The sequence below is a fragment of the Pararhizobium sp. P1_E7 genome, from assembly GCF_056405855.1.
Window position 1 is genome coordinate 71,312 of the sequence record NZ_JBFUBH010000008.1, and the last position, 15,658, is coordinate 86,969.

Annotated in this window: 11 protein-coding genes; 8 read left to right on the forward strand and 3 right to left on the reverse strand. The window is 60.6% G+C overall.

Annotated elements, in window-relative coordinates; all coding sequences use genetic code 11:
• Positions 1-170: 170 nt before the first annotated feature.
• From AC1D17_RS11470 to AC1D17_RS11480, 3 genes are read left to right on the forward strand one after another with little or no spacing between them, the layout of a single operon-like run.
• Entirely contained in the window at positions 171-1,460 is a 1,290-nt protein-coding gene (locus tag AC1D17_RS11470) for an efflux RND transporter periplasmic adaptor subunit (RefSeq protein ID WP_477565541.1), read from the forward strand.
• Between the two features lie 11 nt (positions 1,461-1,471).
• Positions 1,472-4,609 carry a multidrug efflux RND transporter permease subunit gene (locus AC1D17_RS11475; RefSeq protein ID WP_477565542.1) on the forward strand — a complete coding sequence of 1,046 codons (3,138 nt, stop codon included), beginning with the start codon at positions 1,472-1,474 and terminating at the stop codon, positions 4,607-4,609.
• 50 nt (positions 4,610-4,659) lie between these two features.
• Positions 4,660-5,301: a TetR family transcriptional regulator gene (locus tag AC1D17_RS11480; protein ID WP_477565543.1), complete on the forward strand. Its 642-nt coding sequence runs from the start codon at positions 4,660-4,662 to the stop codon at positions 5,299-5,301.
• 201 nt (positions 5,302-5,502) lie between these two features.
• Here the strand turns inward: AC1D17_RS11480 and polA are convergent, their stop codons facing one another.
• Complete coding sequence (polA, locus tag AC1D17_RS11485; RefSeq protein ID WP_477565544.1) at positions 5,503-8,520, reverse strand: DNA polymerase I; 3,018 nt, start codon at positions 8,518-8,520, stop codon at positions 5,503-5,505.
• 375 nt (positions 8,521-8,895) lie between these two features.
• Between polA and aspT the strand changes: the two genes are divergently transcribed.
• From aspT to AC1D17_RS11505, 4 genes are all read left to right on the forward strand, one after another.
• Positions 8,896-10,569 carry an aspartate-alanine antiporter gene (gene aspT, locus AC1D17_RS11490; RefSeq protein ID WP_477565545.1) on the forward strand — a complete coding sequence of 558 codons (1,674 nt, stop codon included), beginning with the start codon at positions 8,896-8,898 and terminating at the stop codon, positions 10,567-10,569.
• Positions 10,570-11,023: 454 nt separating this feature from the next.
• On the forward strand, positions 11,024-11,455 hold the full coding sequence (locus tag AC1D17_RS11495) for a MarR family winged helix-turn-helix transcriptional regulator (protein WP_477565546.1): 432 nt from the start codon (positions 11,024-11,026) through the stop codon (positions 11,453-11,455).
• A 105-nt stretch (positions 11,456-11,560) separates the two neighbouring features.
• Positions 11,561-12,949, forward strand: coding sequence for a dipeptidase (locus AC1D17_RS11500; protein ID WP_477565547.1), 1,389 nt, complete (start codon positions 11,561-11,563; stop codon positions 12,947-12,949).
• Positions 12,950-13,051: 102 nt separating this feature from the next.
• Positions 13,052-14,023, forward strand: a complete 972-nt coding sequence (locus AC1D17_RS11505) for a lysylphosphatidylglycerol synthase domain-containing protein (RefSeq protein ID WP_477565548.1) — start codon at positions 13,052-13,054, stop codon at positions 14,021-14,023.
• On the opposite strand, the gene AC1D17_RS11510 is transcribed toward AC1D17_RS11505, so the two are convergent.
• Positions 14,012-14,497, reverse strand: coding sequence for a hypothetical protein (locus AC1D17_RS11510; RefSeq protein WP_477565549.1), 486 nt, complete (start codon positions 14,495-14,497; stop codon positions 14,012-14,014). The two genes, AC1D17_RS11505 and AC1D17_RS11510, sit on opposite strands and share 12 nt — an antisense overlap.
• A 301-nt stretch (positions 14,498-14,798) precedes the next feature.
• The gene (locus AC1D17_RS11515) at positions 14,799-15,008 is read right to left on the reverse strand and encodes a cold-shock protein (RefSeq protein WP_037103743.1); all 210 of its coding nucleotides are present in this window, start codon (positions 15,006-15,008) and stop codon (positions 14,799-14,801) included.
• 387 nt (positions 15,009-15,395) lie between these two features.
• Here AC1D17_RS11515 and AC1D17_RS11520 point away from each other — a divergent pair, with 387 nt between their 5' ends.
• On the forward strand, positions 15,396-15,548 hold the full coding sequence (locus tag AC1D17_RS11520) for an entericidin (RefSeq protein WP_477565550.1): 153 nt from the start codon (positions 15,396-15,398) through the stop codon (positions 15,546-15,548).
• Positions 15,549-15,658: the final 110 nt, after the last annotated feature.

Genomic DNA, 15,658 nt, shown 5'->3' on the forward strand with positions numbered 1-15,658 from the left:
CGCATCATCGGGTTGCGCTGTCTCCGATTTTAACATACGTATCTGTTTGTATAATTGATGCGGAGGCGGATTTCTCTCGAATTCCATCCGTATCACATTGATTTTCATGAACTTCCAGCTGCCTCTGATGTCTTGAGAAAAGACGATCAGCCTGCGGCTGGACTTTGCGTATGGAACCAAAGATGCGGATGAACCGACCGATATTGGCTGCAACAGCGGCTGCCCTGATGATTATTTCGGGTTGCCAGAAGGGGGATGGCGAGACGCAGGCCGCTCCGTCCTATCCGCCGCCGCAGGTCTCGGTAATCACGACGAAGACCGAATCTCTGCCGATCACCAACGATCTGCCGGGGCGGATCGCTGCGACGCGGATCTCGGAAGTTCGCCCGCGCGCCACCGGAATTGTTATCGAACGGGTGTTCGAGCAGGGCTCGCATGTGAATGTGGGCGACGTGCTTTACCGGATTGATCCGGCCCCGTTCCAGGTTCAGGTTGAAAGTGCCGAAGGCACGCTGCGCCGCGCTAAGGCGGTTCAGCTGCAGGCCAAGCAGGCGGCTGATCGCCAGGAACAGTTGAAAAAATCCGGCGTCGCCACGGGCCAGAACTACGATGACGCCACAGCGCAGCTGGCACAGGCCGATGCCGACGTGGCCATTGCGGAGGCCGGTCTCGCCAGCGCCCAGCTCAATTTGCAGTATACCAATGTGACCGCGCCGATCAGCGGCCGGATCGGCCGTGCGCTGATCACCGAAGGCGCGCTCGTCAGCGCCAACGGTTCGGAAAACCTGGCGACGATCCAGCAGCTCAATCCTGTCTATGCCGACTTTACCCAGTCCGCGACAGATCTCATCAGACTGCGCAAGGCGCTGCAGGCTGGCGCTCTGGCGGACGGCAAGAGCGAAGCCAAGGTCAACCTGATCATGGATGACGGCACCCCCTATGCGCATGACGGCAAGCTGCTGTTCTCGGAGGCGGCCGTCGACGAGACCACCGGTCAGGTTACCCTGCGCGGTGAATTCCCCAATCCGGACGGCGATCTCTTGCCCGGCATGTATGTGCGCGTCCTGGTCGAGCAGGGCGTCGAGAAGAACGCCATCGCAGTGCCGACGCAGGCCGTGCAGCGCGATACGTCGGGCAATGCGCAGGTCTATATCGTCAAGGACGACAACACAGCCGAATTGCGCACGGTATCCGCCGGCACAGTTCTTGGCGATCAGTGGATCATCCGCGGCGGCCTGAAGGCCGGCGAGAAGGTCATCGTCGAAGGCTTCCAGAAGGTGCGCCCAGGCGCACCGGTCGTTCCGGCGGACTGGAAGAGCGGCGACGCCAAGCCTGCCGCCGATGCCAAGCCGGCTGAAGCGCAGTCCGCGGACGCGAAGCCCGCCGCCGAAAAGACGGGCGCGGATGACGCCGCCGCCAAGCCGGCCGAAGACGCCAAGCCCGCCGAACAGGCGAAGTGAGGATCTGATCGATGCCTAGTTTCTTTATCGACCGGCCGATCTTTGCATGGGTCGTCGCGCTTTTCATCATGATCGCCGGCATCATCGCGTTGCCGCTGCTGCCGATCTCGCAGTACCCGAACGTCGCGCCGCCACAGATCTCCGTCAACACGAGTTATCCCGGCGCATCCTCGGAAGAGACCTACCAGAGCGTGACGCGGCTCATCGAAAATGAGCTGAACGGCATCGAAGGTATGCAGTATTTCGAATCCACATCCAGTGCTGCCGGCCGTGTGACCATCGATGTGACCTTCGCTCCGGGCACTGATTCCGGCGATGCCTCGATCGACGTCCAGAACCGCGTTCGCCGCGTCGAAGCACGCCTTCCCGACGCCGTGCGCCAGCAGGGTATCGAGGTGGAAGAGGCGGGCTCAGGCTTCCTGATGATCATCGCGCTCACATCCACGGACGGATCCATGGATGCGGTTTCGCTCGGCGATTATCTCAGCCGCAACGTGCTCAACGAAGTCCAGCGTGTCGAAGGCGTTGGCCGTGCGCAGCTGTTTGCGACCGAGCGTGCCATGCGTATCTGGCTCGATCCGGACAAGATGCGCGGCCTCAACCTGACGGCCGGCGACATCAATGCGGCGATCACGGCGCAGAACGCGCAGGTCGCATCGGGCAGCATCGGCGCCCAGCCAAACCCGATCTCCCAGCAGATCAGCGCCCCGGTTCTGATCAAGGGCCAGCTCTCCTCGGCCGAAGAGTTCGGGGCGATCGTCTTGCGTGCCAATCCCGACGGGTCGGCCGTGCGTCTGCGCGATGTCGCGCGCATCGAGATCGGCGGCCAGGACTACAGCTTCTCGACCCGGCTGAACGGCAAGCCATCTGCGGCTATCGGCGTGCAGCTGACGCCGACCGGCAACGCGCTTGCCACATCCACGGCCATCAAGGCGCGCATGGATGAGCTGGCAACGTTCTTCCCGCCGGGCGTCGAGTATTCCGTGCCTTACGATACGTCGCCTTTCGTGGCGATCTCGATCGAAAAGGTTCTGCATACTCTGCTTGAAGCCGTGGCGCTGGTGTTCCTGGTGATGTTCCTGTTCCTGCAGAACATCCGCTACACCATCATTCCGACACTTGTCGTGCCGGTCGCGTTGCTCGGCACCTGTGCCGCCATGCTGGCCATGGGCTTCTCGATCAACGTTCTGACGATGTTCGGCATGGTGCTGGCCATCGGCATTCTCGTCGACGATGCGATCATCGTCGTCGAAAACGTCGAACGCATCATGTCCGAGGAAGGGCTGACGCCGAAGGAAGCGACGCGCAAGGCGATGAAGCAGATCACCAGCGCGGTCATCGGCATCACGCTGGTCCTGTCGGCCGTGTTCATTCCCATGGCCTTCTTCCCAGGCGCCGTCGGCGTCATCTACCAGCAGTTCTCGCTGACCATGGTGGTCTCTATCCTGTTCTCGGCACTGCTCGCCTTGACGCTGACGCCGGCACTGTGCGCCAGCTTCCTCAAGCAGGTTCCGAAGGGCCATCATCACGCCAAGCGCGGCTTCTTCGGCCTGTTCAACCGTGGTTTTGACAAGGCTTCGCATGGCTATAGCGGCTGGGTCGCCGGTATGGTCAACCGCACCTGGCGCTTTATGCTGATCTATGTCGTGCTGCTCGGCGGGCTTGCCTACCTGTTCATGCAGCTGCCGTCCTCCTTCCTTCCGGATGAAGACCAGGGCTTCGTCATCGTCAGCATGCAGCTGCCGTCGGAGGCCACCGGAAACCGCACGACCGAGGTTATCCAGCAGACGGAAACGATCTTCAGCAAGGAACCGGCTGTCGACCGTATCATCGCCATCAGCGGCTTTTCGTTCTCCGGTACCGGCCAGAATGCCGGTCTCGCCTTCGTGACGTTGAAGGACTGGTCGCAGCGCGGACCGAACGATGTTGCCGCCGTCATCGCCGGCCGGGCATCGGGCGCCATGACCCAGATCAAGGATGCGATCAGCTTTGCGCTGTCGCCGCCGCCGATCCAGGGTCTCGGCACCACCAACGGCTTCGCCTTCCGCCTGCAGGATCGCGGCGGACTGGGGGCTGCAGCCCTTGCGTCGGGCCGCGACCAGCTCCTGGGTCTTGCGGCGCAAAGCCAGATCATCTCGGGCGTTCGCGTCGATGGTCTGCCGGATGCCGCACAGGTCAACCTCATCATCGACCGTGAAAAGGCCAATACGTTCGGTGTGGCGTTCGCCGACATCAACTCGACGATCTCGACCAATCTTGGTTCGTCCTATGTCAACGACTTCCCGAATGCCGGACGTCTGCAGCGTGTGACGGTCCAGGCGGACGAGAACAAGCGCATGCAGACGGCCGACCTTTTGAAGCTCAACGTGCGCAACAGCAATGGCGGCATGGTGCCGCTCTCGGCCTTTGCCAGCGTCGAGTGGGAAAGCGGCCCGACCCAGACGATCGGCTATAACGGCTATCCGTCCGTGCGTATCAGCGGCCAGGCCAATCCAGGCTATTCCTCCGGCGAGGCGATTGCTGAAATGGAGCGTCTTGCCGGACAGCTGCCACCGGGCTTCGGCTATGAGTGGACGGGCCAGTCGAAAGAGGAAATCGCATCGGGCACGCAGGCGCCGCTTCTCGTCGCGCTGTCCTGCCTGCTGATCTTCCTGTGCCTTGCAGCACTCTATGAGAGCTGGAGCATCCCTGTGTCGGTGATGATGGTGGTGCCGCTCGGCGTCATAGGCGCCGTCCTGGCGGTGACGCTGCGCGATATGCCCAACGACGTCTACTTCAAGGTCGGCCTGATCGCCATCATCGGTCTGTCCGCGAAAAACGCCATCCTGATCATCGAGTTCGCCAAGGAGCAGATGGAGGCCGGAAAGCCGTTGCTGGATGCCACCATCGAGGCGGCGCATCTGCGCTTCCGCCCGATCCTGATGACATCGCTCGCCTTCACCCTCGGCGTGCTGCCGCTGGCGATTGCCACCGGCGCAAGCTCGGGCAGCCAACGCGCCATCGGTACCGGCGTCATGGGGGGGATGATCTCGGCGACGATCCTGGCGATTTTCTTCGTGCCGGTCTTCTTCGTGTTCATCATGAAGCTGTTCAGGAGAACGGCGTTGAAACCGGTCGGCACCGAAACGGCCGTCTCACCGGCAGAATAATGGAAGCGGCCCGCCGAAAGGCGGGCCTTTTCTTGAGCGGAGGAGGCGTCATGCGCAGAACAAAAGCCGAGGCGGAAGAGACACGCAACAGCATTCTTGGCGCGGCGGAGCGGGTTTTCTTCGAGAAGGGTGTTTCGAACGCATCGCTCGACGACGTCGCCAGGGCTGCCGGCGTGACGCGCGGCGCCATCTACTGGCATTTTTCCAACAAGACCGATCTTTTCCTCGAACTCTACAATACCGTAAACTTGCCGCTGGAAGACATGATCGCCCGCGATGTCGAGCAACCGGCCGCCAATGTGCTCTGCTATATCGAGAAATCGGCGGGAGACTGGCTGGACCAACTGGCCGCAGACGAGCATCGCCAGCGCATCTTCACCATCCTCCTTCGCTGCGCCTATGGCGACGACCTGCTGCCGGTTCTGGAAAAGCAGCAGGAAGTCGATGACCGGCATACGGTCATGCTCGATAGTGCCTTTGACAGGGCCAGGAGCGAGGGCTTTCTCAGTGGAAACTGGACGCCGCAATCCGCCACCAAGGCGCTGCGCTGGATGATGGAAGGGCTCTGCAGCGAATGGCTCCTGTTCGGCCGCCGCTTCGACCTGGCGGCTGAGGGCAAGGACGGGCTGAAACGTCTGTTCGACAGTTTTCGGCCGTTTCCGGCAATCGCAAATACGCCTGCCGTCTCCTAGCCGGATCCGCCGTTGAGCCTAAGCCGAAGCGCAAGTGCGGCTCAGGCTGTTGACAAACCCTGGTTCAGGACGCTCCCGTTCGAAGCGGGCTTTCCACCACCCTCATAACCGCCACATGGGCGGTAATGGGGGAGGGTTGGGAATGCCCGACTTTGTCAGCGGTCGGAGGAGCCGCGACGCCAAAGTCGCAGCTTCTTGCCGTCAGTGTGCTTCGTCCCAGTTATGGGCGGCCCGCGCATCGACCTTCAGCGGCACCTTCATGTCGAGCGCCGGCATCGCCGCGTTCTCCATCACCGAGACGATCAGCGGGATCGTCCGCTCGACATCGGCATCCTCGACTTCGAAGATCAGTTCGTCATGCACCTGCAAAAGCATGCGGGCACGCGCCGAAAGTCCCGCCTGTTCCAGGGCGGGTTCCATCTTCACCATCGCGCGGCGAATGATGTCGGCGGCCGAACCCTGGATCGGCGCGTTGATCGCCGCGCGCTCGTTGAAGGCGCGGTGCGAAGGGTTGGACGAGCGAATGTCCGGATAGTGGGCCCGGCGGCCGAAGATGGTTTCAACATAGCCGTTCTCGCGGGCAAAGGCCTTGGTGCTTTCCATATAGTCGCGGATGCCGGGGAAGCGCTCGAAGTATTTCTTGATGTAGTCACCGGCCTCGGAGCGTTCGATCGACAGCTGGTTGGCAAGGCCGAAAGCCGAGATGCCGTAGATGATACCGAAGTTGATGGCCTTGGCGCGGCGGCGGATTTCGCTCGGCATGCCCTCGACCGGCACACCGAACATTTCCGAGGCCGTCATCGCATGGATGTCGATGCCGTCGGAAAAGGCCTGCTTCAGCTGCGGAATTTCGGCGACATGGGCCAGCACGCGCAGCTCGATCTGGCTGTAATCGGCAGAAACCAGCTTGTGGCCCGGCGTCGAGATGAAGGCCGTGCGGATCTTGCGGCCTTCGGCGGTGCGCACCGGGATGTTCTGCAGGTTCGGGTCGGAAGAGGAGAGGCGTCCCGTGGTCGTCGCGGCCAGCGCATAGGACGTGTGGACGCGCTTCGTTTCCGGATGCACGAAGCCGGGCAGGGCGTCGGTATAGGTGGACTTGAGCTTGGTCAGCTGCCGCCAGTCGACGATCTTGCGCGGCAGTTCGTGGCCTTCCAGAGCAAGCTCTTCAAGCACCTGCGCCGAGGTCGACCATTGACCCGTCTTGGTCTTGGCGCCGCCCGGCAGCCCGAGGCGGCCGAACAGGATATCGCCAAGCTGCTTTGGCGAGCCGATGTTGAAGCTCTCGCCGACCAGACCGTAGATTTCGTGTTCGAGGCCGGCAGCACCCTGTGCCAGTTCGCCCGACAGCCGCGACAGGATCTGCCGGTCGATGGTGATGCCGCGTTCTTCCATGCGTGCCAGCACCGGCACCAGAGGGCGTTCCAGGCGTTCGTAGACGGCATTGAGGTTCTTGGCGGAGAGACGCGGCTTCAGCACCTGCCACAGCCTGAGCGTCACGTCGGCATCCTCGGCCGCATAGGCAGTGGCCTTGTCGATATCGACATAATCGAAGCTGACGGACGACTTGCCGCTGCCGGCGACGTCCTTGTAGGGGATTGGCTGATGGCCGAGCCATTTTTCCGACAGCGAATCCATTCCGTGCGCACCGGCGCCGGCATCGGCCACGTAGGACATCAGCATCGTATCGTCGAAGCTGTTGATGCTGATGCCGTGGCGTTTCATCACGAGGTAGTCATATTTGAGGTTCTGCGCGATCTTGAGGATCGATGGATCCTCCAGCAAATCCTTCAGCCGCTCGAGCGCCACTGCGGACGGGATCTGGTTTTCCGCCAGCTTCAGCCCGTCGCTGAAAAGATCGTTGCCGCCGGTCTTGTGCAGCAGCGGCACATAGGCGGCGCGGATCTCGGTGCCTGACGGGTTTTTGCTGTTATCGGCGATTGCCAGCGAGAAGCCGACGAGTTCGGCCTGCATCGCGTCGAGCGACGTGGTTTCCGTATCGAACGCGACAATGCCGGTTTCGCGGGCAGCGGCAATCCAGGCGTCGAGCGTTACGAGATCGCGGATCGCCACATAGGCGCTGCGGTCGATCTTTGCCGTGGCAAAGAGTTCGGCGCGGGTCTGCGCCAGGTTTTGAGGCGTCGCGGCGGGCGGGCCGCCGTCCGGGATGCCAGCAAGAGACGCCGCCGCTTCCGCGGCACTCCCAAGCGCCGGCGATGTCGCAGACGACAAGGCAGATGGCGAAGCCACCTCGCCCTTGTCGAGATCCGGTCCATGCGCTTGCGCGCCCCACTCGACGGGAACGGAGGCGGCATCCACCGCATCCGCATCGGCCTCCGTCGCCGCCGCAACACGGCGGGTGAGCGTTGTGAATTCCATCGCCTTCAGGAAGGCAATGAGCTTCGGGCCGTCCTGCGCATGCAACTCGAAATCGTCAAGCGGCACATCGACCGGTGTATCGGTCTTCAGCGTCACCAATTGCCGCGACAACCGGGCAAGCTCGGTATGGGCGATGATGTTCTCGCGGCGCTTCTGCTGCTTGATCTCGCCGGCGCGGGCAAGCAATGTGTCGAGATCGCCGAATTCTTCCAGAAGCTGTGCAGCGGTCTTCGGGCCGATGCCGGGAATACCGGGCACATTGTCGGTCGAGTCACCCGTCATCGCCTGCAGGTCGATCATCTTTTCCGGCGGCACACCCCATTTCTCGATCACTTCCGGGATCGAGATCTGCTTGTCCTTCATGCTGTCATACATCGACACGTTGGCCGTCACGAGCTGCATCAGGTCCTTGTCGGAGGAGATGATTGTCACATCCGCGCCGGCCGCCTCCGCCATCCGCGCATAGGTTGCGATCAGGTCGTCGGCCTCGAAACCTTCCTTCTCGATGCAGGGCAGGTTGAAGGCACGGGTCGCGTGACGGATCAGCCCGAACTGCGGGATCAGATCTTCCGGCGGTGCTGTGCGGTTCGCCTTGTACTGGTCGTAGAGTTCGTTGCGGAAAGTCTTTGAGGAATAATCGAAAATGACGGCAAAATGGGTCGGGGTCACCCCGACGGAGGTGTCGCGGGCATCGGTCAGAAGCTTCCACAGCATGTTGCAGAAACCGGAGACCGCATTGACCGGGAGGCCATCCGATTTGCGGTTGAGCGGCGGGATGGCGTGGAACGCCCGGAAAATGAATCCGGAGCCGTCGACGAGGAAGAGATGATCACCTTTTTTCATGGCGACAAGGGATAGCGCGGGCGGCGATGGCCGTCCATATTTCATTCCGGGGCGGCGAGGAATTTTACGCGATTGCTTGAAGGCGGCTGTCAAGCTGACGGCGTCGCCCACCACGCGCGACCGCACTTGCAGCTTTACAAAGGGCGGGATGAGCAGCCCGCAGTTTCGCGATTGGAAGCGTCTCATCACCCCCAAGGCTGAAGCTTGACCTGGCAGACGCAAAGCTTACAGTACCCGCGGACCGTGTATTGTCCGGCAATTCTGGAGCTTTTGAGCGAGAAAATATGAGGTCCACCTTAACCGGAGAGCCAATAGCCTAGTCTTCAGTTCTGACCGCATACCACATCCCCCTCGCTCCTATGCACCGGACCGTTCATGCCGTTCCTCACCGATCCCATCATCGCCCTGTTTATATCGCTCGCGCTCGGTTTTCTTATTGGCAAACTGCGCGTTGGCCCGGTTCAACTCGGTGGAACCTGCGGAACGCTGTTTGTTGCCTTGGCGATCGGCCAGTTGGGGGTGCAAATCGGCCCGGATCTTAAGAACGCGGCATTCGCCCTCTTCATCTATGCTCTCGGTTTTTCCGCGGGACCGCAGTTCTTCACCAATATCCGTGGCGGCTGGCGCTATGGCATCTTTTCGATCATCGAAGTCGTCTGTGTCCTTTCGCTGCTGACCATTGCGGTGCTTCTTTTTCATCTCGACGTCGGTACGGCCGCTGGACTTTTTGCGGGATCCGCGACCGAATCCGCCGTCGTCGGCACGGCATCGGAGGCGATTGCCCGCCTCGCCCTGTCCGGGCCGGACATCCAGCAGCTGCAGGCCAATATCGCGACGGCCTATAGCCTCACCTATCTCTTCGGGCTCATCGCGATCGTGATCTTCACAACGCAGATCGCCCCGTTGCTGTTGAAAATCGACCTTCGGAAGGAGGCGCAGGACCTCGCACGCAAACTGGGTTCGACCGATGACGATGAAGAGCAGGCCGAAGGCCTCCCGGCATTTGTCGGCCGCGCATTCCACGTTGGGGATGCGGCAGGCCAAACGGTCGGCGATTTCGAAAAAAGCCGAGGTTGGGCAGTGACTATCGAACGCTTGCAGCGTAGCGGCGACGTTGTTGAAACGACACTCGACCTCGTGCTGCACTCCGACGACATCGTGTTTGTGCGGGGACGCCGCAATGCCGTGATCGCCGTTCGGGATCGCCTCGGCGACGAAGTCCCTGTCCCGCAAGGAACAAATTTCGCGCTCGCAACACGCGATGTCGTTCTGGTGCGAAAGGACGTTTTCGGGCGTCAGATTCGGCAACTGAGACAACTGGCCTCGCCTGAGCTGCAGCGCGGCATATTCATATCCCGCGTTCGGCGCATGGGACAAAACATCCCTGCTCTTTCTGGCACGGTTTTGCAGCACGGGGATATCGTCACCCTTTACGGCCCGGAGCAAACCATAGACCGCGCCGCGCGCGAACTCGGCAAACCCGTGCCTTCAGGCGAGCGTACCGATTTCATATTCCTCGGCCTTGGCCTCGCACTCGGGCTCGTGATCGGGCATTTCCATCTTAAAATCGGCGCCTTGGAACTGGGGCTCGGTGCGGGCGGCGGGGCGCTGATTTCCGGGCTTGTCTTCGGTTGGCTGAATATGCGCAATCCGACGCGTGGTGGTCTGCCACCCGCCGCGGCGGAATTTGCCAAGGACTTTGGCCTTGCCACTTTCATCGCGGCGATCGGCCTCGGTGCCGGACCCGACGCCATCGATCTGATCATGGAGTACGGCCTGATCCTGCCCGTTCTCGGACTGCTGGTTTCATTTCTGCCGGCGCTCGTTTCGCTATTTGTCGGCTCAAAGTTGATGAAGATCGAAGCACCGATTCTTCTCGGCGTGATCGCCGGGCAGCATTGCAGCACCCCAACCATCAGCGCGCTCGTCTCCCAGGCCGGAAACTCAACGCCCGTGATCGGCTATACGGTGACGTATGCAATCTCCAACGTTCTGTTGCCGCTGATGGGGCCTGTCGTGGTGGGCTTGGTCACTGCGCTGACAGGCTAGTTCGCATCCGGCTGATCATCCACAGTGGGTGCAAGGCTCCGTCATCCGGAAGCGGCCTTTCCGTCCTTGAAACGGCGGTTTGAATGGCGATAGCTCCTGCCGGGCGCAACGATGAGGACCCTCACGACAACGTTACCAATTTGTAATGCAGCCATGCGTGCCTGCTCCCTTGAAAAGCCACATTTGGCACCACAAATGATAACCAACGGCACCTGAACACGCCGTCATCTGGAAAAGGCCCGTCCCCCGCCGAACCCAGATGTAAGGACAAAGGCCTATCCCCCTCTCCGGGCCTTTGTCCAAACTATGACAAAACCGCCGTGGCTCCGCCTCCGCCATGGCGGTTTTTGTTTGCGCTTCTGCAGGCATCACATCAGCGTGAAAACGCAGGGCCTGGCGGTCCATCGCCAGCAATGTAACTTGTGTTCCAGCTTGGGGGGAGGTACCCATAGTCATGGCCTTCGACCGTATGGATTCCGCGACATACCTGTCCAGCCTTCTGGCGAAAAGCTTCTCCCGCGCCCTGCAGGAGAGAGGTCAAAAACTTGGCTTTGCACCCGGCCAGTTTCCGGTTCTCCTGGAGTTGTGGAGCGAGGAGGGGCTGACCCAGAAACAGCTGCTCGACCGCCTCGACATCGAGCAGGCAACGATGGCCAACACGCTCGCCCGGATGGAGCGGGATGGACTGGTTCTCCGGAAAAAACACCCGACCGACAAGCGCGCGCAGCAGATTTTCCTGACCGCCAAGGCAAGGGATATGGAGCGGGAAGCGAAGGAGGCGGCGCTTGCCGCCGATCAATCCCTGTTGTCCGGCTTCCGTCATTTCGAACGCGAACTCATGCTCGAATATATGCGCATGGCAATCGCCAATGGCGTTGAGAACTGACACCTTCGCCGTTCCGGCAGGGCGGTGATCCATCGATCAAAATATTTTGCTTAAAGCGAGGTCAATCTTTGTCTAGTTTCCGGCCCGACAAAGAAGGATTCGGACATGACAGACACGGCCAGCATTCTCACCCGCGCAGACGACAATCTCTCAAAGAGCCTCGAACGGCTTTTCGATCTGGTCCGCATTCAGTCGATCTCGACCGATCCGGCCTACAAGGCGGAATGCCGAAAGGCAGCGGAATGGCTGGTCGCCGAGTTGACGAGCCTGGGTTTTGAAGCTTCGGTGCGCGACACGCCCGGTCATCCGATGGTCGTCGCCCACCATGCGGCCGGCAAGCCGGGTGCGCCGCACGTGCTGTTCTACGGCCATTACGATGTTCAGCCGGTCGATCCGCTCAATCTCTGGGATACAGCCCCCTTCGAGCCATCGATCAAGGAACTGGACGGTGGCCGCAAGGTCATTACGGGCCGGGGAACGGCCGATGACAAGGGGCAACTTCTGACCTTCGTCGAGGCATGCCGTGCCTTTAAGGAAATCAACGGCGCGTTGCCTTGCGAAGTAACCATCCTGTTCGAGGGCGAGGAAGAATCCGGCTCGCCGTCTCTGAAGCCATTCCTGGAAGCCAATGCCGCCGAGCTGAAGGCCGACTATGCGCTGGTTTGCGATACCAACATGTGGGACCGGGACACCCCGGCAATCTCCGCTGGCCTGCGCGGCCTCGTCGGCGAAGAAATCGTCATCACCGCCGCCGACCGCGATCTTCATTCCGGCTATTTCGGGGGCGCTGCCGCCAATCCGATCCATATCCTGACGCAGATCCTCGCCGGGCTTCATGACGAGACCGGCCGCGTCACGCTGGACGGGTTCTACGAGGGCGTCGAGGAGACCCCAACGCAGATCAAGGCTGCCTGGGAAACGCTCGGCATGACGACGGAAAAATTCCTCGGCGAAATCGGTCTTTCGATTCCGTCGGGCGAAAAGGGCCGTTCGGTCATGGAATTGACCTGGGCCCGGCCGACGGCGGAAGTCAACGGCATCTGGGGCGGCTATACCGGCGAGGGTTTCAAGACCGTGATCGCCGCGCAGGCGTCCGCCAAGGTTTCGTTCCGTCTCGTCGGCGCCCAAAACCCCGAAAGGATCCGCGCGGCGTTCCGCGCCTATGTCGCCTCGAAGGTCCCAGCCGATTGCTCGGTGGAGTTCCACAAGCATGGCGGCTCGCCGGCAATCCAGCTTCCGTATGATTCGGCCCTGCTGAACAAGGCGAAATCGGCGCTTTCCGACGAATGGCCGAAACCGGCCGTCCTGATCGGCATGGGCGGCTCGATCCCGATCGTCGGCGATTTCCAGAAGATGCTCGGCATGGAATCGCTCTTGGTCGGCTTCGGACTTTCTGATGACCGCATCCACTCGCCGAACGAGAAGTACGAGCTCCAGTCCTTCCACAAGGGCATCCGCTCCTGGATCCGCATTCTCGACGCGCTCGCTGCTTAAGGGGCCGTTTAACGGTTAGCACCCTTGACCGGGGCCGGTCGGGGGTGCTCTCATCGTGTCGATGACGTTTTGCCAGCTACAGACTTCAAGAATAACAACCTCATGAAAACGGTACGCAAACTCGCCTGGCCGCTGATCGGGCTGTCCGCAATCCTGTTTTCGCTCTATGGCCTCTATCATGAGCTGCACGGCCTCTCGGCCGCCGATTTCCTGACGAGTCTTGAAGCCGTATCGCTGAAAAGCTGGATACTGGCCGGCGCGGCGACCCTTGCCGCCTATGCGGCGCTTGCGGCCTATGATCACCTGGCGCTTGAGCATCTCGGTCACAGGATCTCGCTCTGGTTCATCACAGTGTGTTCGTTCACCGCCTATGCCTTGTCGCATACTGTTGGGGCCTCGGTCTTTTCCGGCGCCGTCGTGCGCTATCGTGCCTATGGGTCGAAAGGCCTGTCGGCCGGGGAAACCGGCATCCTCGTCGCCTTCTGTTCCTTCACGTTCCTCCTGGGAACACTGATGCTGTCGGCGATCGTGCTTTTGTTGGAACCGGAGATCACCGCCCGCTTCGCGACCTTCCTGCCGATCGGCGCGTCCATCTCCACCGGCCTGATCCTTCTGGCGCTGATTGCACTTTATGTCGTTGGCAGCCTTGTCGGGTTCCGGCCCGTGAAGACCCGCTGGTTCTGGCTCGAATATCCGAAACCATCGCTGGCGCTGCGCCAGTTGCTGATTGCCCCTGTCGAGTTGATCGCGGCCGCGGCAATCATCTATTTTGCCCTGCCTGAGGCTGGAAACCCCGGTTACATGGTCATCCTCGGAGTGTTCCTCGCTTCATTCTCGGTGGCGCTGCTCTCGCATGCGCCGGGCGGTATCGGCGTGCTGGAGCTGGTCTTTATCGCAGCACTTCCTGAAATGGATCCGGCCGGTGTCCTAGCCGGGCTTGCCATCTTCCGCCTGTTCTACCTGATCATACCCTTCCTGATCGCGCTCACCGTCGTGGTGATTTTCGAACGAGGCCAGTTCCTTGCCGGCCGCAAGACCGGTGAAGAGAACGGCGGAGGCAAGTCAGGACGGTGAATGGCAGACCTTTGGAAGCGCCTGCTCCAGCGGCCCCTTGACCTCTTCCAGCTCGGCACTCTCGATATGCAACGGGGTGAAGGGCGGCTCTTGAATGGCGGCGTTGACAATGCGCGTGATGTAGCAGCCGGCGAAGACGCGCTCCTTGCCACCCTTCTCCGTCGATTTCACCGCGACCGGCACCGGCGCGTAGATGCTGCCCGCAGCCCCTTCTGTCGTCACGTTGCCGGTGATGACCTGGACGTCCACAGTCCTTGAATAGCCCTGGACGAACGATTGGTAGCTATCGGCAGGCTTGATGAAATAGCTGTAGGCGCGTGCATATTCCCGGCGATTGATCGCATTGTAGAGCGAGCGGATAAGGGCTGCGCCGTCGGAGCGGTCATCGGAATAGGCCTGATCCTGCGCCACGACGGCAAAACAGGAATTGATCAGGGCCATGGCGGTCAGAAATAGCGTGAGGATGATTTTCATGCGCATTGCTCCCGGTTCTCGGCAAAGAGTTCAGTGCGGTTGCGGCGATTTGACGATGCCGGACTGCTTTTTTGAAGAAAATCGATGACTGCCACTACAGCGCGGCGCGTCATTCATGACGCGCAAAGGTCACTGTCGCGCTTTAAATGGAGTAGGGAGGGGAGGTAAGCAAAGCCCAGAAAAACAAAAAGGCCGGGAAAACCCGACCTTTCACAACGCGCTTCGACACTCCTGCCAGTACATCCGTGGTCAACCGCGGAAGCGCATTTCTCCGGCGCGGATTATCGCGCCAGATTTGGTATTAAGCAGCCTGCAGGTTGTCTGCAGACATCTTGCCGGACTTGCGGTCCTTGACGAGCTCGAAGCTGATCTTCTGGCCGTCATTGAGGCCACGCATGCCAGCGCGCTCAACAGCCGAAATGTGAACGAAAACGTCCTGGCTGCCGTCGTCCGGCTGAATGAAGCCGAAGCCCTTTGTGGAGTTAAACCATTTTACTGTGCCAGTGGCCATAACGATCCCTTTCTCTAGCAAATTATAGTGACCAAGCCGTGGTATTACAGCGAGGCTTGATGTTCGAATCTGAAGGAAAGTTCGTCCGATTGCGCTCTATGTCGCAAAAACCAAAGTCATCTAACAAATATCGACCAAAGCTCAGATAGGTTGCCGGAGCCGTGCAGTCAAGTTTTATTATTTTTATTTTGCCGCAGCCTTTGAATTCATTCGGTTTTATGAAGCGTGTATCGGCAAAATGAAGGGCTTATCTTGATCCCGGCGGAGCCCGCACAGGCGCCATTGCGAGATGCTGAATGCCGACATCCGTCTTTTGATGCCAGGCAAGTTGATTGATCCGGAACCGGCATCATGTTCCAATATCATCGATGGAGTGGAGGAACGGCGATGTCTAAAATCGTGATTGCGGCTCTCTGTGTATGCGTGGTCGTTCTTGCCGGATGCGCCAACACGGTGCGCGGCATGAAGCGCGACGGTGTGCAGGCCAGCAATGCACTCGACGACGCCACGCACCGCATTGCCGCCGCCGACGCGCATTGAGGATGTCGGCGGCTAACGCGCTTGCGGTGAGATGCTTGGGTAAGGCGGGTTTTCCGCCTTTGCCGGGCCGGAAGGGTGTTTGCGCGCGACCTGGTGACGGGGAACGCGTT